This window comes from Streptomyces malaysiensis subsp. samsunensis (assembly GCF_024519315.1).
Classification (GTDB): Bacteria; Actinomycetota; Actinomycetes; order Streptomycetales; family Streptomycetaceae; genus Streptomyces; species Streptomyces malaysiensis.
The window spans coordinates 69580-92009 of record NZ_JANIIC010000051.1; the positions used below are offsets into that span (position 1 = coordinate 69580).

General features: G+C 72.2%; 18 protein-coding genes and 1 tRNA gene. 8 read left to right on the forward strand and 11 right to left on the reverse strand.

Annotation, left to right across the window (positions count from 1 at the left end):
* The first annotated feature begins 49 nt into the window (after positions 1–49).
* Positions 50–928 carry a LuxR C-terminal-related transcriptional regulator gene (locus NQU54_RS34520; protein WP_372506137.1) on the forward strand — a complete coding sequence of 293 codons (879 nt, stop codon included), beginning with the start codon at positions 50–52 and terminating at the stop codon, positions 926–928.
* On the opposite strand, the gene NQU54_RS34525 is transcribed toward NQU54_RS34520, so the two are convergent.
* Entirely contained in the window at positions 887–1384 is a 498-nt protein-coding gene (locus NQU54_RS34525) for a MarR family winged helix-turn-helix transcriptional regulator (RefSeq protein ID WP_069864737.1), read from the reverse strand. The genes NQU54_RS34520 and NQU54_RS34525 overlap by 42 nt on opposite strands.
* Before the next feature lie 133 nt (positions 1385–1517).
* On the opposite strand from NQU54_RS34525, the gene NQU54_RS34530 reads away from it, so the two are divergent.
* Both NQU54_RS34530 and NQU54_RS34535 read left to right on the forward strand, forming a co-directional pair.
* Positions 1518–2336: a trans-aconitate 2-methyltransferase gene (locus NQU54_RS34530; protein WP_257634474.1), complete on the forward strand. Its 819-nt coding sequence runs from the start codon at positions 1518–1520 to the stop codon at positions 2334–2336.
* Positions 2337–2482: 146 nt separating this feature from the next.
* Positions 2483–3127 carry a Uma2 family endonuclease gene (locus tag NQU54_RS34535; protein WP_257634475.1) on the forward strand — a complete coding sequence of 215 codons (645 nt, stop codon included), beginning with the start codon at positions 2483–2485 and terminating at the stop codon, positions 3125–3127.
* An 18-nt stretch (positions 3128–3145) separates the two neighbouring features.
* Here the strand turns inward: NQU54_RS34535 and NQU54_RS34540 are convergent, their stop codons facing one another.
* Positions 3146–3856 carry a TetR/AcrR family transcriptional regulator gene (locus tag NQU54_RS34540; RefSeq protein ID WP_257634476.1) on the reverse strand — a complete coding sequence of 237 codons (711 nt, stop codon included), beginning with the start codon at positions 3854–3856 and terminating at the stop codon, positions 3146–3148.
* Positions 3853–4833 (reverse strand): acyl-CoA desaturase, encoded by a 981-nt coding sequence (locus NQU54_RS34545; RefSeq protein ID WP_257634477.1) that lies wholly within the window; start codon positions 4831–4833, stop codon positions 3853–3855. Before NQU54_RS34545 ends, NQU54_RS34540 begins: the two co-directional genes overlap by 4 nt.
* A 245-nt stretch (positions 4834–5078) precedes the next feature.
* On the opposite strand from NQU54_RS34545, the gene ppc reads away from it, so the two are divergent.
* Positions 5079–7799 (forward strand): phosphoenolpyruvate carboxylase, encoded by a 2721-nt coding sequence (gene ppc / locus NQU54_RS34550; RefSeq protein ID WP_079258733.1) that lies wholly within the window; start codon positions 5079–5081, stop codon positions 7797–7799.
* A gap of 880 nt (positions 7800–8679) precedes the next feature.
* Here the strand turns inward: ppc and NQU54_RS34555 are convergent.
* The 6 genes from NQU54_RS34555 to NQU54_RS34580 all read right to left on the reverse strand — a co-directional run bounded on the left by NQU54_RS34555 (position 8680) and on the right by NQU54_RS34580 (position 13477).
* Positions 8680–9198 carry a hypothetical protein gene (locus tag NQU54_RS34555; protein WP_257634478.1) on the reverse strand — a complete coding sequence of 173 codons (519 nt, stop codon included), beginning with the start codon at positions 9196–9198 and terminating at the stop codon, positions 8680–8682.
* 69 nt (positions 9199–9267) lie between these two features.
* The gene (gene pth / locus NQU54_RS34560; RefSeq protein ID WP_257634479.1) at positions 9268–9858 is read right to left on the reverse strand and encodes an aminoacyl-tRNA hydrolase; all 591 of its coding nucleotides are present in this window, start codon (positions 9856–9858) and stop codon (positions 9268–9270) included.
* A 126-nt stretch (positions 9859–9984) separates the two neighbouring features.
* Positions 9985–10584, reverse strand: coding sequence for a 50S ribosomal protein L25/general stress protein Ctc (locus NQU54_RS34565; protein WP_257634480.1), 600 nt, complete (start codon positions 10582–10584; stop codon positions 9985–9987).
* A gap of 199 nt (positions 10585–10783) precedes the next feature.
* Complete coding sequence (locus NQU54_RS34570) at positions 10784–11761, reverse strand: ribose-phosphate diphosphokinase (RefSeq protein ID WP_069864721.1); 978 nt, start codon at positions 11759–11761, stop codon at positions 10784–10786.
* 71 nt (positions 11762–11832) lie between these two features.
* The gene (glmU, locus tag NQU54_RS34575) at positions 11833–13290 is read right to left on the reverse strand and encodes a bifunctional UDP-N-acetylglucosamine diphosphorylase/glucosamine-1-phosphate N-acetyltransferase GlmU (RefSeq protein ID WP_257634481.1); all 1458 of its coding nucleotides are present in this window, start codon (positions 13288–13290) and stop codon (positions 11833–11835) included.
* Positions 13291–13405: 115 nt separating this feature from the next.
* Positions 13406–13477, reverse strand: a tRNA-Gln gene (locus NQU54_RS34580).
* A gap of 305 nt (positions 13478–13782) precedes the next feature.
* Here NQU54_RS34580 and NQU54_RS34585 point away from each other — a divergent pair.
* The gene (locus NQU54_RS34585) at positions 13783–15417 is read left to right on the forward strand and encodes a histidine kinase (protein WP_257634482.1); all 1635 of its coding nucleotides are present in this window, start codon (positions 13783–13785) and stop codon (positions 15415–15417) included.
* A 253-nt stretch (positions 15418–15670) separates the two neighbouring features.
* Here the strand turns inward: NQU54_RS34585 and NQU54_RS34590 are convergent, their stop codons facing one another.
* The gene (locus tag NQU54_RS34590) at positions 15671–16159 is read right to left on the reverse strand and encodes an SUKH-3 domain-containing protein (RefSeq protein WP_069865559.1); all 489 of its coding nucleotides are present in this window, start codon (positions 16157–16159) and stop codon (positions 15671–15673) included.
* Between the two features lie 80 nt (positions 16160–16239).
* Positions 16240–16761: a YwqJ-related putative deaminase gene (locus NQU54_RS34595; RefSeq protein WP_257634483.1), complete on the reverse strand. Its 522-nt coding sequence runs from the start codon at positions 16759–16761 to the stop codon at positions 16240–16242.
* 196 nt (positions 16762–16957) lie between these two features.
* Here NQU54_RS34595 and NQU54_RS34600 point away from each other — a divergent pair, with 196 nt between their 5' ends.
* The 3 genes from NQU54_RS34600 to NQU54_RS34610 all read left to right on the forward strand — a co-directional run bounded on the left by NQU54_RS34600 (position 16958) and on the right by NQU54_RS34610 (position 22284).
* Positions 16958–17935, forward strand: coding sequence for an SMI1/KNR4 family protein (locus NQU54_RS34600; protein WP_069864712.1), 978 nt, complete (start codon positions 16958–16960; stop codon positions 17933–17935).
* A gap of 5 nt (positions 17936–17940) precedes the next feature.
* On the forward strand, positions 17941–21057 hold the full coding sequence (locus tag NQU54_RS34605) for an SUKH-4 family immunity protein (protein ID WP_257634484.1): 3117 nt from the start codon (positions 17941–17943) through the stop codon (positions 21055–21057).
* 306 nt (positions 21058–21363) lie between these two features.
* The gene (locus NQU54_RS34610; RefSeq protein WP_257634485.1) at positions 21364–22284 is read left to right on the forward strand and encodes a coiled-coil domain-containing protein; all 921 of its coding nucleotides are present in this window, start codon (positions 21364–21366) and stop codon (positions 22282–22284) included.
* The last annotated feature ends 146 nt before the right edge of the window (positions 22285–22430 follow it).

Genomic DNA, 22430 nt, shown 5'->3' on the forward strand with positions numbered 1-22430 from the left:
GTTTCTCGGTGTATCCGGGATCTTCATCCGGCGACGTGGGGGGTTGTTCGTGGCACGTATTCGGGTTCTCGTGGTCGACGACCATCGTATTTTCGCCGAGTCCTTGGCGGCCGCCCTCGCGGCGGAGCAGGACGTGGACGTGGCGGCGGCCGGAAGCGGCCCGGCGGCGCTGCGCTGTCTGGAGCGCGCGGCGGCCGAGGGGCGCCGCTTCGACATTCTGCTGGTCGACGCCGATCTGGGCACGGCCGCCGATGGCGCGGGGCCACCGTTCCCCGCGTCGGCCGAGCCGGCCTACGGCGGGGCCAACGGCACACCGCACACCGGCATCCACGGCGGGCCGCATGGCGGGCCGTACGGCGGGGCCCATGGCGGGCCGCACGGCGGCCCCGCCCGGGCGGTGAACGGCCGGGCGGCCGACGGCATATCGCTCGTCGGCGCGGTCCGCTCCGCACAGCCGGGGGTGCGCACCGTGGTGCTGGCCGAGCGCGACGATCCGCGCCGCGCGGCGGCGGCGCTCCAGGCCGGGGCGTCCGGCTGGGTCGCCAAGGACTGCTCACTGGTCCGGCTGCTCGCGGTCATCCGGGGGGTGCTGCGGGACGAGACACATCTGCCGCCCGCCCTGCTCACCGGCGTTCTGCGGGAGTTGACGGCCGCCCGTAAGCACCGCACAGAAAGCGAGCGGCTGGTCGAGTCGCTGACACCGCGTGAGCGGGAGGTGCTGCGCTGCATGGTGGCCGGGCTCGGCCGTAAGGCCGTCGCCGAGCGGCTCTTCCTCTCCCCGCACACCGTCCGCACCCATATGCAGAATGTGCTGGGCAAGCTGGGTGTGCACTCCACACTGGCGGCCGTGGCGCTGGCCCGGCGCGCGGGCGTGGGCCCCGTCGACCTAGCCGGGGAGATTGTCGAACGGGGCGGTCAACTGGCGTAGCAGCGCGGCCAGTTCGGCGCGCTGGGCCTGGGAGAGCTCGGCCAGGATGGCGTGCTCATGGTCCAGCAGCCCGGCCAGAGCCTGATCGGCGCGGTCACGTCCTTCGGCGGTCAGCCGGACCAGCACACCGCGCCGGTCGCTCGGGTCGGGCCCCCGCTCGACCAGCCCCTTCTTGGCGAGCCGGTCGATGCGGTTGGTCATGGTGCCCGAGGTGACCAGGGTCTGGGTCAGCAGCTGCCCGGGGGAGAGCTGATACGGGGACCCGGCCCGGCGCAGCGAGGTCAGGACGTCGAACTCCCAGGGCTCCAGATTGTGCTCGGCGAAGGCGATCCGCCGTGCCCGGTCGAGATGGCGGGCGAGCCGGCTGACCCGGCTGAGCACTTCGAGCGGTTCCACATCGAGGTCGGGGCGTTCCCGCCGCCACGCCGCGACCAGCCGATCGACCTCGTCCTCCATGGCGATCAGTGTAGTGGGTCTGTCGACATGAAGTCTCTTGACATCAAGAGATACCGTGGACCACGGTAAGGCGCGGGGCCGAGACACGGCGGCCACGGCGTCCCATACCGACCGTACCCACAGGGGGAAGACCATGACCACCGCGCCCAACTGGGATCCCCGGCAGTATCTGCGCCATGCCGGCCACCGCACCCGGCCCTTCCTGGACCTGCTGGCTCGCGTCCCCGAGCTGCCCACCGACCCCGGCCGCCCGCCCCGCATCGCCGACCTGGGCTGCGGCCCCGGCAATGTCACCGTGCTGCTCTTCGACCGCTGGCCCGACGCCCATGTCACCGGCCTGGACAACTCCGCCGAGATGCTCGCCGAGGCCCAGCCCCTCGCGGGCCCCACCACCGGCGGCGGCCGCCTCGACCTCCGCCGCGCCGATGTGCGCAGCTGGGCGCCCGACGAGCCCTACGACCTGATCGTCTCCAACGCCGCCCTCCAGTGGGCCCCCGGCCACGCCGACTCCTTCCGGACCTGGCTGACCGGACTGCGCCCCGGCGGCACCCTCGCCTTCCAGGTCCCCGGCAACTTCACCGCCCCCAGCCACACCCTGCTGCGCGACCTGTGCAACGCCCCCGAGTGGCGCGACCGCCTCGCCGACCACCTCCGCGACCCGGCCTCCGTCCTGGAGCCCACCGAGTACCTGGAGCGCCTGGCCGCCCTCGGCTGCGAGGTCGACGCCTGGGAGACCACCTATGTGCAGGTCCTGACCGGCCCCGACCCGGTCCTCGACTGGGTCAAGGGCACCGCCCTGCGCCCGGTCCTGACCGCCCTCGCCGACGACCCGCCCGCCCGCGACCGCTTCCTCACCACCTACGCCGCCCTCCTCCGCGACGCCTACCCCACCGGCCCGCACGGCACGGCCTTCCCCTTCCGCCGGATCTTCGTCGTGGCCCACACGGCCTGACCTCCTGGATCCGATCGGGTGATATCACCCGATCAGATGATTGATTCTCAGTTTGCCGTGATGGGCCTTTATGGACGCATAGCGTCACGGTGTCGCTTGTGCCGTAGTGGCGTCGGCGCCCAGACTGATGGAGGAGGTGCTTCACGATGACCGCTCTCGCACACGAGCAGTGCCCCACCGTGGACGACGGCTTGTCCCCGGCCGCCGAGCCCGAGGTCCGGGACCTGGACGAGGTGCTGTGGCAGGCGTGGAAGGCCATGGAACTCCCCGAGGGCTACCGGGCCGAGATCGTCGAGGAGTTCATCGAGGTGTCGCCCACCGGCCGTCGCCGTCATACCGTGATCATCAACCGCCTCCGCCGGGCCCTGGAGGCTCATCTCGCGGATGGTGACCATGCCGCCTACCAGGACGGCAATCTCATCTACCGTCGCAAGGTGTGGATCCCCGACCTCTTCATCGCCCCCGAAGATCTTGACGAGATCCCCGACGAAGAAGACCTCGGAGTGGACGCGAGCGGTGTCCGGGCCGTCTTCGAGGTGGTCTCGCCTGGACGCGAAGCCCAGGCACGCGACAGAAAGCGCAAGCGTCGTGCCTATGCCCGCGCGGGCATCCCGCTCTACGTCCTGATCGACGACTTCGACGGCGACGGGACGGTCGTCATCCTCACGACACCCGACCCCGACAAGGCCGTCTACGCCGATGAGCACCGCGTGCCCTACGGCACCGACGCCGTCGTTCCCGACGGCCCCGCGAAGGGGCTCGTCATCGGGGAGGCCATCGTCAGGTCCTAGCGGAGCGGACCCCCGTCGTCAGCTCTTGCGGTGGCCTATCAGGCGCGGTTTCGGTTCCAGCCCGTCCAGGCCGTGCCAGGCCAGGTTGACCAGGTGGGCGGCGACCTCGGCCTTCTTCGGTTTGCGGACGTCCAGCCACCACTGGCCCGTCAGCGCCACCATGCCCACGAGCGCCTGCGCGTAGAGCGGGGCCAGTTTGGGGTCGAAGCCGCGGGCCTTGAACTCCAGGCCCAGGATGTCCTCCACCTGGGTGGCGATATCGCTGATCAGCGAGGCGAAGGTGCCCGTCGACTGGGCGACGGGGGAGTCGCGGACCAGGATCCGGAAGCCGTCCGTGTACTCCTCGATGTAGTCCAGAAGGGCGAACGTGGCCTGTTCGCACAGCTCCCGCGGATGGCCCGCGGTCAGCGATGTGGTGACCATGTCCAGCATCCGCCGCATCTCGCGGTCCACGACGACCGCGTACAGCCCCTCCTTGCCGCCGAAGTGCTCGTACACCACCGGCTTGGAGACCCCGGCCTTCGCCGCGATCTCCTCCACCGAGGTGCCTTCGAAGCCACGCTCGGCGAAGAGCGTGCGACCGATGTCCAGCAGCTGCTCCCGGCGCTCCTTGCCGGTCATCCGGACCCGGCGGGGCCGCCGGGTCCCGGTTCCGGAGGACCGGCCGGCCCGGCCCGGCCGGTCGTTTTCACCGCTGGTATCACTGTCGGTCGCCACGCTCTCCATCATGCCGCTCCGGCGGTCTCCCCCTGACGGCGGGCGTCGATACGGGCCTGGCTGGGCCACCGGACGTCATACGCCCAGCCCGCCTTCTCGAACCAGCGGATGATCCGGGCGCTGGAGTCCAGCTGCCCCTTCATCACACCGTGCCGGGCGCAGGTCGGGTCCGCGTGGTGCAGGTTGTGCCAGGACTCGCCGCACGAGAGCACCGCCAGCCACCACACATTGCCGGAGCGGTCCCGCGACTTGAACGGGCGCTTGCCCACCGCATGGCAGATCGAGTTGATCGACCAGGTCACATGGTGCAGCAGAGCCACTCGGACCAGGGACCCCCAGAAAAAGGCGGTCAACGCGCCCTGCCAGGACCAGGTGGCCAGTCCGCCGATCAGCGGGGGCAGCATCAGCGAGACCACGGTCCACACCACGAACTGCCGGGAGATCGCCCGGACGGCACCGTCCTTGATCAGATCCGGTGCGTACTTGTACTGCGGGGTCTGCTCCTCATCGAACATCCAGGCGATATGCGCCCACCACAACCCCTTCAGCAGGGCCGGAACGGTCTCGCCGTAGCGCCACGGGGAGTGCGGGTCGCCCTCCGCGTCGGAGAACTTGTGGTGCTTGCGGTGATCGGCCACCCAGCGGACCAGCGGTCCCTCCACGGCCAGCGACCCGGCGATCGCCAGCGCGATCCGCAGCGGCCGCTTGGCCTTGAACGAGCCATGGGTGAAGTAGCGGTGGAAGCCGATCGTGATGCCGTGGCAGCCGATGAAGTACATCGACGCCAGCAGCGCCAGATCCAGCCAGCTGACCCCCCAGCCCCAGGCCAGGGGAATCGCCGCGACCAGCGCGACGAAGGGGACGGTGATGAACAGGAGCAGAGTGATCTGTTCGATGGAGCGCTTGTTGTCCCCGCCGAGCGTGGCGGAGGGAAGCGGGGCCTCCGGGGCCTTCGGCGTGTCGTTGACCACGTCGGGGCTTGCAGTCATGGGATCCCTCGTGGGGCTCGGGGCATGGCTACGGATCCGTAACCTACGGCGTCGTAAGTATGGCAGGGCCGGGAAGCGGGGCAATAGGGCTCTGGTTTCTCCCAGGGGTGTGCCGCCTATCCTGGGGGCGTCGGACAGCGCGGTCCGCACATGGCCGAAAGCACCGGGTCAGCAGCCCGCGGCGCCCGCCGCGCAAGCCCTGATGCCGCGCTTCGAACTCCGTTCACTGCAAGGAGCCCGCACCTGTGAGCAGTGCCGACCACACCAATGCCGCCCTGCGTGCCGATATCCGCCGTTTGGGTGACCTGCTCGGCGAGACCCTCGTCCGCCAGGAGGGGCCCGGCCTCCTCGAACTGGTCGAGCGCGTCCGTGCCCTCACCCGCAGTGACGGCGAGGCCGCCGCCGAACTGCTCGGCTCCACCGACCTCCAGACCGCCGCCAAGCTGGTCCGCGCCTTCTCCACCTACTTCCACCTGGCGAACGTCACCGAACAGGTGCACCGCGGCCGCGAGCTGCGCGCCCGCCGCGCCGCCGAGGGCGGCATCCTCGCCCGCACCGCCGACCAGCTCAAGGACGCCGATCCCGAGCACCTCCGGCAGACCGTCGCCAACCTGGGCGTACGTCCCGTCTTCACCGCCCACCCCACCGAGGCCGCCCGCCGCACGGTCCTCACCAAGCTGCGCCGCATCGCCGAACTGCTCGACACCCTCGCCGTCAGCGGCGACGCCCGCCGCGCCGATCTGCGGCTCGCCGAGAACATCGACCTGCTCTGGCAGACGGACGAGCTGCGGGTCGCCCGCCCCGAACCCGCAGACGAGGCCCGCAACGCCATCTACTACCTGGACGAGCTGCACGCGGGCGCGGTCGGCGACGTGCTGGAGGACCTCAGCGCCGAGCTCGAGCGCGTCGGCGTCGAGCTGCCCGCCACCACCCGCCCCCTCACCTTCGGCACCTGGATCGGCGGCGACCGCGACGGCAACCCCAATGTCACCCCCGAGGTGACCCGCGACGTGCTGATCCTCCAGCATGAGCACGGCATCACCGACGCGCTGGAGATCATCGACGATCTGCGCGCCGCGCTCTCCAGCTCCATCCGCAACACCGGCGCCTCCGAGGAGCTCCTCGCCTCCCTCCAGCGCGACCTCGAACAGCTGCCGGAGATCAGCCCGCGCTACAAGCGGCTCAACGCCGAGGAGCCCTACCGGCTCAAGGCCACCTGCATGCGGCAGAAGCTCGTCAACACCCGCGAGCGGCTCGCCGGTGACACCCCGCACCAGCCCGGCCGCGACTACCTCGGCTCCGGCGAACTCCTCGCCGACCTCCACCTCATCCAGGACTCCCTGCGCGCCCACCGCGGTCAGCTCATCGCCGGCGGCCGGCTCGAACGCTCCATCCGCACCCTCGCGGCCTTCGGCCTCCAGCTCGCCACGATGGACGTTCGCGAACACGCCGACGCCCACCACCACGCCCTCGGCCAGCTCTTCGACCGGCTCGGCGAGGAATCCTGGCGCTACGCCGACATGCCGCGCGACTACCGCCGCAAGCTGCTCGCCAAGGAGCTGCGCTCCCGGCGCCCGCTCGCCCCCACCCCGGCGCCCCTCGACGCCGCAGGTGCCAAGACTCTCGGCGTCTTCCACACCATCCGCGAATCCTTCGAGCGCTTCGGCCCCGAGATCGTGGAGTCCTACATCATCTCCATGTGCCAGGGCTCCGACGACGTCTTCGCCGCCGCCGTCCTCGCCCGCGAGGCGGGGCTCATCGACCTCCACGCGGGCTGGGCCAAGATCGGCATCGTTCCGCTGCTGGAGACCACCGAAGAGCTCAAGATCGCTGACAAGCTCCTCGACGAGATGCTCGCCGACCCCTCCTACCGGCGGCTCGTCGCCCTCCGCGGCGATGTCCAGGAGGTCATGCTCGGCTACTCCGACTCGTCCAAGTTCGGCGGTATCACCACCTCCCAGTGGGAGATCCACCGCGCCCAGCGGCTGCTGCGCGACGTCGCCCACCGGCACGGCGTACGGCTGCGGCTCTTCCACGGCCGCGGCGGCACCGTCGGCCGCGGCGGCGGCCCCACCCACGACGCGATCCTCGCCCAGCCGTGGGGCACCCTCGAAGGCGAGATCAAGGTCACCGAACAGGGCGAGGTCATCTCCGACAAGTACCTCGTGCCCTCGCTCGCCCGCGAGAACCTGGAGCTCACGGTCGCCGCCACGCTCCAGGCGTCCGCCCTGCACACCGCGCCCCGCCAGTCCGTCGAGGCGCTCGCCCGCTGGGACGCGGCCATGGAGACGGTCTCCGAGGCCGCCCACGGCGCCTACCGCGCGCTCGTGGACGACCCCGACCTGCCCGCGTACTTCTTCGCCTCCACCCCGGTCGACCAGCTCGCCGAGCTCCACCTGGGCTCCCGGCCCTCCCGCCGCCCCGACTCCGGCGCCGGCCTCGACGGGCTGCGGGCCATCCCGTGGGTGTTCGGCTGGACCCAGTCCCGGCAGATCGTCCCCGGCTGGTTCGGCGTCGGCTCCGGCCTCAAGGCCGCCCGCGAGGCCGGGCTCGACGGCGTCCTGGACGAAATGCACCAGCACTGGCACTTCTTCCGCAACTTCCTCTCCAACGTCGGGATGACGCTGGCCAAGACCGACCTGCGGATCGCCCAGCACTACGTGGACACGCTGGTCCCCGATGAGCTGAAGCACGTCTTCGAGGTGATCCAGGAGGAGCACGAGCTGACGGTGCGGGAAGTGCTGCGCATCACCGGTGAGCGGGAGCTCCTCGACTCCAACCCGGTGCTGAAGCAGACCTTCCACGTCCGGGACGCCTACCTCGACCCGATCTCGTACCTCCAGGTCACCCTGCTGCACCGCCAGCGCACCGCGCGCGAACGGGGCGAGGAGCCCGACCCGCTGCTCGGCCGCGCGCTCCTCCTCACGGTCAACGGCGTCGCGGCGGGCCTCCGCAACACGGGCTGAACAAAGGGGTGGCCCGGATACCGGGCGGGGCCCGCTCCCCAGGGGGAGCGGGCCCCGCCCGGTGCTCATAGAAGATGAAGGCCCCGGGGGCTGGCGCCCCCGGCCCCCCGCCAGGCAGCAGGCTCCGCCGCTGTCCCACGGCCGCGCAGGTCGCCCCGGCAGCGGCCGGTCGGCTCCCCGCCCCACTTCGCGGCCCGCAGCCATCGCTCGCCGGTGGGCGGTCGGCCAAACCGTCCTGCGGCTGGGCGGCCCACTGGAGACCCCGGCCTCGCGGCCCACGATCGCCGCTCGACGATGCCCGCCCGGTCCGCCGCGCAGGCACCTCTTCTCCGCCGCGACGTCGAGGACCCCTAGGGCCCCTAGGGCGGTGTCCGGCGATCCCGAGCGACCTGGACCACGCGACCGGTCGCACGATGGCGGGGTGACTTCTTTTCCGCCGCGGCGGTGAGGACCCCCACGGTGGTCTCCGGCGGTGCCGAGCGGCCTGCGCCACGGGCCCCGTGGCACGACGGCGGGGTGGTTTCTCTTCCCCGCCGCGATGGCGAGGACCCCGGTGCTGGTGTTCGGCGGTGCCCAGCGGTCCGCGCCACGGGGCTGGTCACGCCACGGTGGGATGGCTCCTTTCTCCGCCGCGACGGTGAGGACCTCAATGCTGGAGTCCGGCGGTGCCGAGCGGTCCGCGCCACGGGGCCGGTCGCACGACGGTGGGGTGGTTTCCCTTCTCCGCTGCGATGGCGAGCCCTTCTCCGCCGCGACGGCGAGGACTCCCACGGCGGAGTCCGGCGGTGCCGAGCTGCCCGCGCCACCGGGCCGGTTCATACCACGGTGGGTGGTCCCGGGATGGAGGGTGAGCTCACGACGACGAGGGGGCGGGGCAGCGCTACAGCGTAAGCGTGGCGAAGGACGCGCCCAGTAGCGCCACGCCCAGCAGGCCCATGACCCAGCCCGTGCGGCGCAGGCGGAGGCCGCCGGCGACGATCAGGGAGGTGAGGAGGAGGGAGCCGCCGAAGGGGACCCAGGCGTGGAGGGTGCCGGCGATGCCGGTGCGGACGGCGTGGTCGGTGCCGGGTTTGAGGGCCACCGCCACATGGTCGCCCGTCCCGTCCGTGACCGCCTTGTCGATCCGCACCCGGCCATGTGCCTTGCCGCCCCCGTCGGCCGGGGTGAAGGAGCCGGTGCACCATTCGTCGTCGCAGTCGGAGACCGCGACGGTGCCGCGCTCGAGCCCCTTGGTGAGCATCGTGGGCTTGGCGTCGCCCCAGGAGGACCACACCCCGGCGGCCAGGATCAGCGCCGCGACGAGCACCATCGTCACGTTCTTAGCGATCAGCAGAAGTCCGTACGCGTTCTCGCCCGCCCGCCGGCCACGGCTGCGCTTGGTCACACCGGTGAAAGCCATGGCGGCGATCCTCGCCATCCCCGGGCCGCCGGTCAACCTTCCGCCGAACAAACGGGCGAACAACATTTTTCAGGAGTTGTACGTACCCTGCGCGCGCTCCAGCCCGTCCGCGATGAGCGTCTCCACCGCGTCCGCCGCACGGTCCACGAAATAGTCCAACTCCCTGCGCTCCGCGGCGGAGAAGTCCTTCAGCACGAACGCCGCGACATCCATCCGGCCGGGTGGACGGCCGATTCCGAAGCGCACCCGGAAGTAGTCCGTACCCAGCGATTTGGTGATCGACTTCAGCCCGTTGTGGCCATTGTCACCCCCGCCCAGCTTCAGCCGCAGCGCACCGTAGTCGATGTCCAATTCGTCGTGGACGGCCACGACATGACCGACCGGCACCTTGTAGAAGTCGCGCAGCGCGGTGACCGGGCCGCCCGAGAGGTTCATGAAGGACATCGGCTTGGCGATCACGACCCGGCGGCTCGCCGGCCCGGGCGGGCCGACCCGGCCCTCGACGACCTGGGCCCGCGACTTGTGCGCCTTGAAACGGGCACCCATGCGCTCGGCCAGCAGATCGGCCACCATGAAGCCGACGTTGTGGCGGTTGCCCGCGTACTCGCCTCCGGGGTTGCCGAGGCCCACCACAAGCCAGGGGCTCGTGTCGTCCGTCATCTGGATGTCTCTCCTCGAGGACGGCCGCCGCCCCACCCCCTGGCAGGCGCCGCCGTACGGAAGACGGCGGCGACGGAGACGGGGGCGGGACGACGGCCGGGAAAGCGGTAAGGGGGCAGCGGAAGACTACGCCTCGGCGCCCTCGGCCTCGCCCTCGGCGCCCTCCCCGGCCGGAGCCTCGGCCTGGGCGGCCACCACCTGGAGTACCGCGGCGTCGTCCTCGACGGCCAGCGTGGTGCCGGTCGGGAGGGTGATGTCCTTGGCGTGGATGGTGGCACCGGCCTGGAGGCCCTCGACAGAGACGGTGACCGACTCCGGGATGTGGGTGGCCTCGGCCTCGACCGGCAGGGCGTTCAGCACGTGCTCGAGCAGGTTGCCGCCCGGGGCCAGGTCGCCCTCGGTGAAGATCGGGATCTCGACGGTGACCTTCTCGCCACTCCTGACCAGCAGCAGGTCGATGTGCTCCAGAACGCCGATCTTGATGGGGTGGCGCTGCACGGCCTTCGGGATGACCAGCTCGTCCTTGCCGCCCTCGACGCCCAGACGGATCAGCACGTTCGGGGTCTTCAGCGCCATCAGCAGGTCGTGCGCCGGAAGCGTGACATGCAGCGGCTCGACGCCGTGGCCGTAGACCACGCCGGGAACGCGCTCGGCGGCACGGGCACGGCGGGCCGCGCCCTTGCCGAACTCGGTACGGGGCTTAGCGGAGATCTTGACCTCGGCCATGGGGCACTCCTCGTAGATCGTTTACGGTGTGTGGGCGTCACCCGGCCCACGACAGACCTGCTACGAAGAGCGCGTCGATAACGGACAGCCGCGGTAAAACGCGACCTCCCTCGCCGAGCAACTCCACGATTCTACCAACGGCAGAGGCCACCCCCTCACGGGAGTGGCCTCCGGATCGGGCCTGGGGACGTTAAGCCGCTCACGCCTGCTCCTCGAACAGGCTGGTCACCGAGCCGTCCTCGAAGACCTCCTGGACCGCGCGGGCGATCGTGGGCGCCATCGACAGCACCGTCACCTTGTCCAGCTCCACCTCGTTCGGCGTCGGCAGGGTGTTGGTGAAGACGAACTCGCTGACCTTGGAGTTCTTCAGCCGGTCGGCCGCCGGACCCGACAGCACACCGTGCGTGGCGGTGACGATCACGTCCTCCGCGCCGTTCGCGAAGAGCGCGTCCGCCGCGGCGCAGATGGTGCCACCGGTGTCGATCATGTCGTCGACCAGCACACACACCCGGCCGCGCACATCGCCGACCACCTCGTGCACCGTGACCTGGTTGGCCACGTCCGGGTCCCGCCGCTTGTGCACGATCGCCAGCGGCGCGCCCAGCCGGTCGCACCAGCGGTCCGCGACCCGCACCCGGCCGGCGTCCGGCGAGACCACGGTGAGCTTGGACCTGTCGACCTTGGCGCCCACGTAGTCGGCGAGCACCGGCAGCGCGAAGAGATGGTCCACCGGACCGTCGAAGAAGCCCTGGATCTGGTCGGTGTGGAGATCGACCGTGAGGATCCGGTCGGCACCCGCCGTCCGGAACATATCGGCGATCAGCCGGGCCGAGATGGGCTCGCGGCCGCGGTGCTTCTTGTCCTGGCGGGCATAGCCGTAGAACGGAACGATCACCGTGATCGAGCGCGCGGAGGCCCGCTTCAGCGCATCGAGCATGATGAGCTGCTCCATGATCCACTTATTGATCGGAGCCGTGTGGCTCTGGATCAGAAAGCAGTCGGCACCGCGTGCGGACTCCTGGAAGCGGACGTAGATCTCGCCGTTGGCGAAGTCGAATGCCTTGGTCGGGACCAAGCTGACGCCCAGCTCATGGGCGACCTCCTCGGCCAGCTCGGGGTGGGCGCGGCCGGAGAAGAGCATCAGCTTCTTCTCGCCGGTCGTCTTGATCCCGGTCACAACAAGTCTCCTTGGATGTCACTTTGGTGCACTTCTCACCGTACGCCCCGCACGGCAGACCTGTGCACATGTCACTGTTGGCCCTCGTCCTCCCGGCGAGCGGCCTCGGCGGCTCGCGCCGCGGCGCTTCCGGGGCGCTTACGGGCGACCCAGCCCTCGATGTTCCGCTGCTGTCCGCGTGCGACGGCGAGCGAGCCCGGGGGCACATCCTTGGTGATGACCGATCCGGCGGCGGTGTATGCGCCGTCCCCGATCGTGACGGGAGCCACAAGCATGTTGTCGGCTCCGGTCCGGCAGTGGCTGCCGATGGTGGTGTGGTGCTTGTTCACCCCGTCGTAGTTCACGAAGACGCTCGCGGCACCGATGTTGGTGTGCTCGCCGATCGTCGCGTCGCCCACATAGGACAGATGCGGCACCTTGGTGCCCTCGCCGATCGTGGCGTTCTTCATCTCCACGTACGTACCCGCCTTGGCCTTGGCGCCCAGCCGGGACCCGGGGCGCAGATATGCGTACGGCCCCACGCTGGCCCCCGCGCCGATCTCCGCGCCCTCCGCGACGGTGAACGCGACGACCGCGCCCTGGCCGACGGCGGTGTCGGTGAGCCGGGAGTTCGGCCCGACCTCGGCACGCGCGGCCAGATGGGTGGCGCCCAGCAGCTGGGTGCCGGGGTGGACCAGCGAGTCCGGTTCGAAGGTGACGGTCACATCGACCCAGGTGGTGGCGGGGTCGACGACGGTGACCCCGCTCAGCATCGCCCGCTCCAGCAGCCGGTCGTTCAGCAGCCTGTTGGCCTCGGCCAGCTGGACGCGGTTGTTGATCCCGACGATCTCGCGGTGGTCGGCCGCCACACACGCGCCCACCCGGTGCCCGGCCTCGCGCAGAATGCCGAGCACATCGGTGAGGTACTCCTCGCCCTGGCTGTTGTCGGTGCGCACCTTGCCGAGGGCGTCGGTGAGCAGCTGGGCGTCGAAGGCGAAGACCCCGGAGTTGATCTCGCGGATCGCGCGCTGCGTGGCGGTCGCGTCCTTGTGCTCCACGATCGCGGTGACGGCGCCGGTCGCGTCGTCCCGCACGATCCGGCCGTAGCCGGTGGCGTCGGGGACCTCGGCGCTGAGCACGGTCACGGCGTTCCCGTCGTCCGCGTGGGCCGCGGCGAGCCGCTGGAGCGTCTCGCCGGTCAGCAGCGGGGTGTCGCCACAGACGACGATCACGGTGCCGTCGAGGGCGACCCCGCTGTCGGACAGCTCCTCCAGCCCCATCCGGACGGCGTGCCCGGTGCCGTTCTGCTCGTGCTGGACGGCGGTGCGCACCTCGGCGTCGATCTCGGCCAGATGCGCGGAGACCTGCTCCCGGGCGTGGCCGACCACGACCACGAGCTGCTCGGGCGAGAGCTCACGGGAGGCGGCGACGACATGCCCGACGAGGGAGCGGCCGCAGAGGGCGTGCAGAACCTTCGGGGTCGTCGATTTCATGCGGGTGCCCTCACCCGCTGCGAGGACGACGACGGCTGCCGGGCGGTTGGCGCTCACGGGTGTGCCCTTCGGCTTCGGGGGTGGACACCCGCAGGATACCGAGAGGTTTCCGGGCGGAAAGGAAGGAGGGTCCCGAGCCGGGCGGTCAGGCCCGGGAAGGCGGAATATAAGGCTCCCCCGCCAGGACTCGAACCTGGAACAACCGGACCAAAACCGGTCGTGTTGCCAATTACACCACGGGGGATGGCAAGAGGGATCAATTCGGACAGTGGATCAGTCTGCCGACTTGGCCTCCACCACTATGCCGTACCGCCGGGCTTCAATGCGACGGTATAGGCCAGCCCGGTTGGGGGGTGTGGGCGACGGGGTGGCGTCGGTGGTCCGCTCGCCCGGGGTCGCGCGGTCGTTCGCTATACGGACACACCGGGTCGAAAATATGGGCGATTGGGGTGTTCGAGCCGAATGAGCGGTTTTACCTCGCGTTCGAGTCCCTTGTGCGCCGCCGTGTCCCCGGGAAAAGCGCTGGCGCGCGGCCGTAGGCTGGTCGCTATGACTTCGACGGGGGAAGACGCGACGGGCGCGCGGGGCGCGCCCGCGGGACCGTTGTGGTGGGCGCGACGGCGAAGCATGGGACTGGATGTCCTGCTCGCCGTGGCGTCGGCGGCCGAGTGCGCGGCGGAGGGCGTCGGGTTCGCCCACGATGCCCGGATTCCGGTCGTCGCCGGTGTGCTGCTCGGCGCGCTCGTCGGGTCCACGCTGGTGCTGCGGCGGCGCTGGGCGATCGCCGTGATGCTGATATCGATCGCGGTCACGCCCGCCGAAATGGGTCTGCTGCTCGGCGTCGTGGGGCTCTACACCCTGGCCTCGTCCGAGGTGCCGCGCCGGATCACGGCGGTGCTGGCCGGAATGGCGGCGGTGGGGAGCTTCCTCGTCACGGTGATCGGCCTCCGGCGGGACAATCCGCAAAGCGGCTTCGGGACCTCCGTATGGGAGGCCCCGATGTTCGCCACGGTGCTCACCTTGGGGCTGACCGCTCCGCCCGTGCTGCTGGGGCTGTACGTCCGGGCCCGGCGGCGGCTGGTGGAGAGCCTGCGGGAGCGGGCGGACGGTCTGGAGCGTGAGCTCTCGCTGCTGGCGGATCGGGCGGAGGAGCGGGCCGAATGGGCCCGTAACGAAGAGCGGACCCGGATCGCGCGCGAGATGCACGACGTGGTGGCGCACCGGGTGAGCCTGATGGTGGTGCACGCGGCGGCGCTGCAAGCGGTGGCCCTCAAGGACCCGGAGAAGGCGTCGAAGAACGCGGCGCTGGTGGGCGACATGGGACGGCAGGCGCTCACGGAGCTGCGGCAGATGCTGGGGGTGCTGCGGTCCGAGGACGGTCTGCGGGCCCCGGGTGCCGCCTCGGCCGCCGCCGCTTCCGTACCCGCCGGCGGGGATTCCGCCGCCGATGCCGCCGGGACCTCCGCCGCTGGTTCCTCCGCCGAGGAGAAGCCGCTGGCGGCGGTCGCGGCCGCCGCTTCTGCCGCGGCCGAGGCGGCTGGGGTCGCCGGGCGGGGCGCGGAGGTGATCGCGGGGCCGCGGCTGGCGGAGCTGGAGGCGCTGGTCGGGCAGTCCCGGGCGGCCGGGATGGCCGTGGAGCTCTCGGTCGAGGGCGAGGAGCGGCGGTACGCGGCCCCGGTGGAGCAGACGGCCTACCGCGTGGTCCAGGAGGCGCTGACCAACGTCCACAAGCACGCCCCGGGCGCGAGCGCCCGGGTCCGGGTGGCGCACCGTACGGCCGAGATCGCGGTCCAGGTGGAGAACGGGCCCTCGGAGCGCGGCGCGGCGGACGCGGGGCTGCCCAGCGGGGGGAACGGTCTGGTCGGGATGCGGGAGCGGGTCTCGACGCTCGGCGGGGGCTTTGTGTCGGGGGCCACGGAGGCGGGTGGCTTCCGGGTGTCGGCGGTCATCCCGGACCGCACGGACCGTACGGATCGCATCGAGCGTACGGATGACACCGATCGCACCGATCGCACCGATCGCACCGATCGCGCCGACCGGACGCGCCGTACGGATGGCGCGAATCACACGGTCCGTACGGATGAGACGGATCACACAGAGCGCGCGGACCGTGCGGATGAGTCGGCGGACCGCACCGCCGCCGAGGGCCGCGGCGGGGGCGTGGAGCGGGCGAAGAGCGCCTGAGTGCTCCGCCGGAAGTGCGCTGAGCTCGCTGGAACTTCTCCGAGCCGCCGTCGATCGGCCGCCGCCGTCGTGGCTGGTCGCCCACGCGGCGGAGCCGCATATCGACCCAGCCGCGGCGGAGCCGCGCATCGACACAGCCCCGCGCCCCTTCAGAGCGCCTCCGCACCGCGGCCGACTTCCGCCGGCCTGCTGAGTGCCCGCGCGCCCGTCCGGTACATCGCGTTCATCGCGTTCATCGCGCGCGGTACGCGCGCTACGCGCGGGTCAGTCTGGCCGGGAGCGCGCCCGTGACGAGGGTGCTGAGGGCGGCGTCCAGGGTGGGGCCGAGGTACCAGTCGCCGGTGTGGTCGAGGCTGTAGATCCGGCCCTCCGCGTCGATGGTCAACAGGGCCTGCCCGTCGGCCTCTTCGCCCAGTGGGGAGACCTCGGTCTCCAGGGCCCGGCCCAGGTCGCCGAGGGTGCGGGCGAGGTGGAGGCCGTGGAGGGGGTCGATGCGGAAGGGGGTCGGGGCGATCTCGCGGCCCGTGCCGGGCGGCTGGATGTGCAGTCCGCCGAACTCCGCCCATGCCTCGACCGCCGCCGGGAAGACGGAGTGCCGGTGGCCCGCCGGGGAGGTGTGGGCGCGCAGGGCGTCGGCCCAGACCTCGGCGCGTCGCATGTCCCAGCGGCCGGGCTGCCAGCCGGCCTCGCGCAGGGCGGCGTCCACGGCGACGGAGAAGCGGGTGACGTCCAGGCGGTCGATCGGCTTCCGCGCCGGGCGTGTCGGCTGTGTCCGCGCCGCGCCCGGAGCCTGTGCCGTCTGTTGTGCTTGGTGTGCTCGGTTCACGTGCTCTCACCCACCACCCGTACGCCGAAATGGGCCAGCAGCGCGGCGCAGGACAGGCAGGGCGGGGCGTAGCTGCCGTGCTGCGGATCGCCCGCCTCCCGGATCCGGCGGGTGGTGAGCTTGGACTGCTTGAGGGAGCGGCGGGCCTCACCCTGGGTGAGCGGTTTGCGGGAGGCGCGCTTGGAGCGGCCCGCTTCGACGTTCGACAGATGGCGGGAGAGCAGGATGGCCTCCGGGCAGCGGCCGGTGAATCGTTCACGCTGGCCGCTGGCGAGCGCGTCGAGGAATTCCTGGACCAGTGGGTGCAGCGTCGGCGGCTGGTCGCCCTTGCCTCCGGTGCAGGTCAGCGTGGAGCCACGGGCGGACAGCGCGGCCGCCACGGCGGGCAGGATGCCGTCGCGGCGGTGGCGGATCGGCGGCGGGCCGGCGTCGGGGTCGACGCTGCTCCATCTCAGCCGGGGATCGCCGGCCGCGGGGGCGGCGCCGTCGCCGCCTCCGTTGCTCTGCGTGATGTGCATGTGGTGGATCCCTCCCTGTGCAATCCCCCGGTTGCAATGATCAGATTGCCAAATCCCGTGGGCGCTGCGGTAGTCCGGGCCTGAACGACCTGGTGGGGGCCGAGACCGCCGCGGGGGCGGGTGGCCGCCCGGTTCGGACTGTTGCGTCACCGCATAGGCTGTGCCCAGTAGCCAGCATCAGCAGGGGGCAACCGCCATGACGACAGGTCGGCTCGGGCAGCATGCCGCGCCACCGAACACGGCCTACGCCGGGCAGGTCGTGCACTTCCCGGATCCCGTCCGGGCCGCACGCCACCCCAAGGGCGTCCGCGTGGACGAAGACGGCTTTCCGGACTTCTCGCCGTATGCGCGCGCGGCCGCCGAAATCGCCGAGCCCCCGGAGGGGTTCGGCGTCGACGAACTGCGGCTGACGGACTACGTCTCGGCGAACGCGGCGCTGCACGCCACGGGCCATGAGCTGTGGAACGGATCGTCGGCGGTGGCCACCCCGCACGGCTGGACCTGGCACCACGTCGCCGGCACCCGCCGTATGGAGCTGGTTCCGGTCGAGGTCAAGGCCCTGCTCCGGCACCACGGCGGGCTCGCGACGGCGCAGGTCGACCAGGAGAAGCGGGGCACCCGCCCGTTGCAGGAGACCCGGCCGATCCATGTGGGCCTGCCGCTGAAGGGCGTTTCGGTCACCGAGGAGCAGGTGCTCGGCGTCGAGGAGGACCTCGGCTATCGGCTGCCCGAGTCGTACCGCTCCTTCCTCAAGGCGGCGGGCGGCTGCGCACCGGTCGGCGCGGCGCTGGACCCGGAGCTGGGGCTGCTGATCGACCAGCCCTTCTTCACGGTGCGCGACGAGGCGGCGATCAACGACCTCGTCTATATCAACAAGTGTCTGCGGGACCACTTCACCAAGGACTATCTGGGCGTCGGCTTCGTCCAGGGCGGTGTGGTCGCGGTCAAGGTGAAGGGTGACGCGATCGGCTCGGTGTGGTTCTGCGCGTACGACGACGCACGGGACCGCGACGGCTGGACCGTCCAGGAGCGCGTGGAGCGGCTGATGCTGCCCTGCGGCGACGACTTCGACGCCTTCCTGCTCCGGCTGGCGGGCAATCCGCCGGAGCTGGAGACCGTGGCGAACCTGATGGTGGACGGTGGATTCGCGTACGCCGTCCCGGTGGAGGGGTGAGCGCGATGGTGACCTACGCACAGGCGCAGGAGCGCGCGGAACTCTGGATCAACGGCGATGTACCCGCCTATCAGCAGCGCGAGGCGCGGGTCCGGGAGTTCGACCTGGGCTTCGTGGTCTGGGCCGAGGACCGCGCGGACGGGCCGGTCTCGGGCCGCGGCGCCGAGGGCGTGCGGATGGTGATCGCCCGCGACAGCGGCGAGACCACGCTGTGGCCGGGGCTGCCGGTGGGTGAGGTGATCCGCCGTTACGAGGAGCGGTACGGCACGACCGACGGCTCCCGCGACGAGTCCACCAGCGGCCGCCAGCAGCGCATCGACTTGAACGCGACGTCCTTCCTGCTCACTCCGCCGGAGTGGCTCCAGGAGGCGGCGGACGCGATGAGCAGCAGATCCGAGGGGCGGCTGGACCTTCCCGAGCAGCGGCCGGGGGCGGAGCCGGGTGGCGGCGCGCCCGATGCGGCCGCTGCCGCCGCTGCCTCCGCGCCGGTTTCGGGCCCTCCCGCATCCGCCACGCCACCCGCCGCTCCGCCTCCTTCACCTCCCGCGCCTGCCCAGGACGGCTGGCCGGCGGCCGGTGGATCGGGGCAGAGGGCCCAGAGCATGGACGACTGGCCGGCGGACGGCGGGGCGCAGGGCGCGCCGCCCGCTCCACCCGCGCCCGCCTCCGGTGCTCCCGCTCCCGGTGCTCCCGCTCCGGGTGCTCCCGCTCCGGGTCCGTCCCAGGGGCGGGGCGGGGCCGTGGACGACTGGCCGTCCGACGGTGTCGCACGCCCGCTCGCGGCCGACCGGCAGCAGGACGCCCCGCCCGCACCGGGTGCCCCGTCCGGCGGCGAGGGATGGCGCAACGCGCCGCCGGCCGGTGGGCCGAGCCCGTGGGCCCCGCCCGCGCCGGGCTCCGGTACGCCCTCCTCGGGCGGTCAGGCCGGTAACGCGGCTACGCCCGGCGGCGGTACGCCATGGGCCGGTACGGACATCACGGGCGACGATGACGACGACCGCTCGGTCGCCCCGCCCGCCACGGTCTTCGCCCCGCCGCTCGCGGGCTCCGACGACGAGGACACCCCGCCGCCGGGCGTACGGCCGGACGCCAAGACCGAGTTGATGTCCGGCGGCAGCTCGCTGCCGCCCACGGCCATCGCCCCGGGCCTCGACTTCCCGCCGCCGCAGGGCGGCCCCGCCGCCGGTCCGGGCGCGGGCGCCAACGCGAGTGACATCGCCGACGCCGCCACCCACAAGGCGGACGGCGGCGCTACGCCTCCGCCGCCCGGCGCCCCCGGGACGCCCGGCGCCCCCGGGACGCCCGGCGCCCGGCCGGGCGCGGATTCCACGCCCCCGACGCCTCCGCCCGCGCCGTCCGGACCCGGTGCCCCCGGCGCTCCGGCCGGGGGGTACGTACCGACGCAGCTGGTCTCGCAGCTCGGCCCCGACGGTCCTGATGGCCCCGGTGGCCCCGGTGGCCCTGGCGGTGCCCCGCAGCCGCCCGGCCCTCCCGGTGCTCCTGGTGTGCCTGGTGGTGGGCAGACGCCTCCGCCTGGTGTTCCGGGTGGGCCCGGTGGTGGGGTGCATGCCGCCGCGACGATGCTCGCGGGTGGTCCGGGTGCCCCTGGTGGTCAGACCCCGCCCCCGGGCGCCCCGCAGCCGCCCGGTCCCCCCGGACCTCCCGGCCCGCCTGGTCCTCCCGGAGTGCCCGGCGCCGGGCAGACGCCGCCTCCTCCCGGTGCTCCTGGTGTGCCTGGTGGTGGGCAGACGCCTCCGCCTGGTGTTCCGGGTGGGCCCGGTGGTGGGGTGCATGCCGCCGCGACGATGCTCGCGGGTGGTCCGGGTGCTCCCGGTGGTCAGACCCCGCCCCCGGGCGCCTCTCAGCCGCCCGGCTCACCCGGGGCTCCGGGCCAGGGTGCCCCGTCCGGCCCGCAGCCGCCCGGCCCACCCGGTGTCCCCGGTGCGGGTGGTCCGCATACGCCACCGCCCCCGCCGGGCGCGGCCGGGCCGCCCTACCCGGGCGGACCCGGGGCGCCGGGCGCCCCCGGTATGCCTCCGCCCGGCGGCGCGCCCGTTCCGGGTATGGCGCCGCCTCCGGGTGCGGCCGCGCCGGGTATGGCGCCGCCGCCCGGCTATGCCTATCCGCCGCCGCCCCCCGGTCAGCCGACCGTGGGTCCGGGCTATATGGCGGTGCTGCGCTACCGCGCGCAGGACGGCTCGGAGCAGCAGCTGATCCGGCGTTCGGCGCCCGGGACCCCGCATCCGGAGTGGCAGATCCTGCATGAGCTGCGGGCGATGAACGTGCCGCCGCAGCAGGTGCTGGAGCTGCACACCGAGTTGGAGTCGTGTGATCTGCCCGGTGGCTACTGCGCCCGGATGATCCGGGAGAGCTGGCCGCAGGTGCGGATCAGCCACACCGCCGCGTACGGGCGCGATCACGCCACCCGGCAGCAGGGTGTGCGTCATCTGCTGGAGCACCAGGGCGAGCTGCACCAGGTGGCGGACGGCCCGGCGCGTCCGGCGCCGAACCGGGTGCCGCTGCCGCACCCCAGCCAGGTACAGCCGATTCCGCCGGTGCCGCCGGAGGGTCTTGCGCATGAGCTGGGCCAGGCGTTCGGGCCGCAGGGCATCGTCCGCTTCGACCAGCGCGCGGTGTCGCGGACGGGCGTTCCGGACGTGGTGGCGCAGACGCTGGTGTGGGCGGGGCTGCCGCTGGACTTCGGTCCGTTCTTCTGGGCGCAGGCCCAGGCGGGCCGCCCGGTGCCGACGCTGGCGGAGCTGGCGGCGGAGCGCGGGGTGCAGTCCGCGCCGGACGCGGGCTCGTACCTGGTCATGGGCAATGACTTCGGCCGCCAGCTGTGTGTGCAGTACGGCACGGCGAACATCGTGGCGGTGCCGCTGGAGGCGACGCCCCAGCCGACACCGCCGCAGTTCGTGAACACCGGCCTGCCGGAGTTCGTGCGCTGCATGGCGCTGCTGGGCCGGATGTGGCGGCTGCGGTACGGGCTGACGCCGGACCAGGCGGGCCGTTGGACGGTGGACTTCCAGGCGCAGCTCGCGGGCCTGGACCCGGCGGCGCTGTCCACTCCGGACAACTGGTGGGCGGTGCTGCTGGAGCAGATGTGGGACGGGCTGTTGTGAGTCCGGCCGGGCATGCCGTGAGCCCGTGAGCCCGTGAACGCGGTCCTCAACCGCGCGCCCACCGGACGAACGGTGCACGCCACCGAACGAACCGAACGAACCGAACGAATGGCGATCGAGGCGCCCGACCCCCGTGACGGGGGCGGGCGCCTCGTCGTTGTTGTCACCGGCGGTGCTCCCGGCGTTGTCACCGGCGCGCCTCCTGGCCGGAGATATGGGCGGAGTGTCGCGTTATGGGGGATGAGAGGCCATCTATAAAGATGTGCGCCGAAGCGCGTTGCATACCGGACAAAAGGGGTTCCAAGGATGGGCGCATCGGTGTCACGTCATGGCTTCACCATCGTCGGCGGACGGGGCCGTGGCTACCGTCCCGCGCAGGTCGACCACTATGTGGCCGAGCTGTCCGAAACGCGGGACGCGGCGTGGGAGCGCGCCGCGCGCCTCACCGTGCTGGCCAATGAGCTGACCGCCGAGGCGGAGCGGCTGCGCGAGGTGATCGCCCAACTGGTCCCCCAGACCTATGAGTCGCTCGGCGACCGGGCCCAGCTGATCCTGATGGCGGCCGAGGAGGAGGTCGTCTGTCTGCGGGCGGCGGCCGAGGCGTCGGCCCAGGAGGAGTGGGAGGCCGTGCAGGCCGTGGCCCGTACGGTGCGGGACGCCGCCCGGGACGAGGCCGAGCAGGTCCGCGAGGTCGCCGAGGCGGCGGCGCGCGCCACCGTGGAGTCGGCCCAGGTGGACGTGGACGAGCTGCGGGCCGCCTCGCGCCAGGACGCCAAGGAGTGGCGGACCCAGGCGCTGGCGGAGCTGAAGGAGATGCGGCAGCGCACCGCCGAGATCCTGGCCGAGCAGGAGCGGGAGCACACCGAGCGGTGGGAGGCGGCGGGCCGTGAACTGGTCGAGCGGGACAACGCGATGACGGCCCGGCTGGCTCAGCTGGAGGAGTACGCCCAGGCGACGCTCGCCGACGCCAAGCGGGAGTACGGGATGGCCGAGCAGGCCGCGCGGCTGCGGCAGGAGGACGCGCAGGCACAGGCGGCGGAGATCATCGCCCAGGCGCGGGCCCGGGAGGAGCGGCTGGCGCGGGAGACGGAGCGGACGCTGCGCGAGCATGTGGAGCGGCGTGAGGAGCTCAAGGCACATCTGGAGCATGTGCGCGGCAGCCTGGCGGCGCTGACCGGCAAGCCGGTGGCCGAGGACGCGGCGGCGGCCCCGCACCACGAGTCCTGACCCACTCGCGGACCGCCCACGGGCCCAGGGGTGTCTGACGGATCGTGACGCCTGCGGCGGGCTGTTCCCCTCCCCGCCCCTTCCCGAAACTGGGGCGCAGCCCCAGGCCCTTGCTCGGGGCTGCGCCCCAGGCCCTTGCTCGGGGC

Coding starts and splice junctions, on each gene's coding strand:
- NQU54_RS34525 (WP_069864737.1), bottom strand. CDS start 1,384: ATGGAGGACGAGGTCGATCGGCTGGTCGCGGCGTGGCGGCGGGAACGC.
- NQU54_RS34530 (WP_257634474.1), top strand. CDS start 1,518: ATGACCACCGCGCCCAACTGGGATCCCCGGCAGTATCTGCGCCATGCC.
- NQU54_RS34535 (WP_257634475.1), top strand. CDS start 2,483: ATGACCGCTCTCGCACACGAGCAGTGCCCCACCGTGGACGACGGCTTG.
- NQU54_RS34540 (WP_257634476.1), bottom strand. CDS start 3,856: ATGATGGAGAGCGTGGCGACCGACAGTGATACCAGCGGTGAAAACGAC.
- NQU54_RS34545 (WP_257634477.1), bottom strand. CDS start 4,833: ATGACTGCAAGCCCCGACGTGGTCAACGACACGCCGAAGGCCCCGGAG.
- NQU54_RS34555 (WP_257634478.1), bottom strand. CDS start 9,198: ATGGCTTTCACCGGTGTGACCAAGCGCAGCCGTGGCCGGCGGGCGGGC.
- pth (WP_257634479.1), bottom strand. CDS start 9,858: ATGACGGACGACACGAGCCCCTGGCTTGTGGTGGGCCTCGGCAACCCC.
- NQU54_RS34565 (WP_257634480.1), bottom strand. CDS start 10,584: ATGGCCGAGGTCAAGATCTCCGCTAAGCCCCGTACCGAGTTCGGCAAG.
- NQU54_RS34585 (WP_257634482.1), top strand. CDS start 13,783: ATGACTTCGACGGGGGAAGACGCGACGGGCGCGCGGGGCGCGCCCGCG.
- NQU54_RS34595 (WP_257634483.1), bottom strand. CDS start 16,761: ATGCACATCACGCAGAGCAACGGAGGCGGCGACGGCGCCGCCCCCGCG.
- NQU54_RS34600 (WP_069864712.1), top strand. CDS start 16,958: ATGACGACAGGTCGGCTCGGGCAGCATGCCGCGCCACCGAACACGGCC.
- NQU54_RS34605 (WP_257634484.1), top strand. CDS start 17,941: ATGGTGACCTACGCACAGGCGCAGGAGCGCGCGGAACTCTGGATCAAC.
- NQU54_RS34610 (WP_257634485.1), top strand. CDS start 21,364: ATGGGCGCATCGGTGTCACGTCATGGCTTCACCATCGTCGGCGGACGG.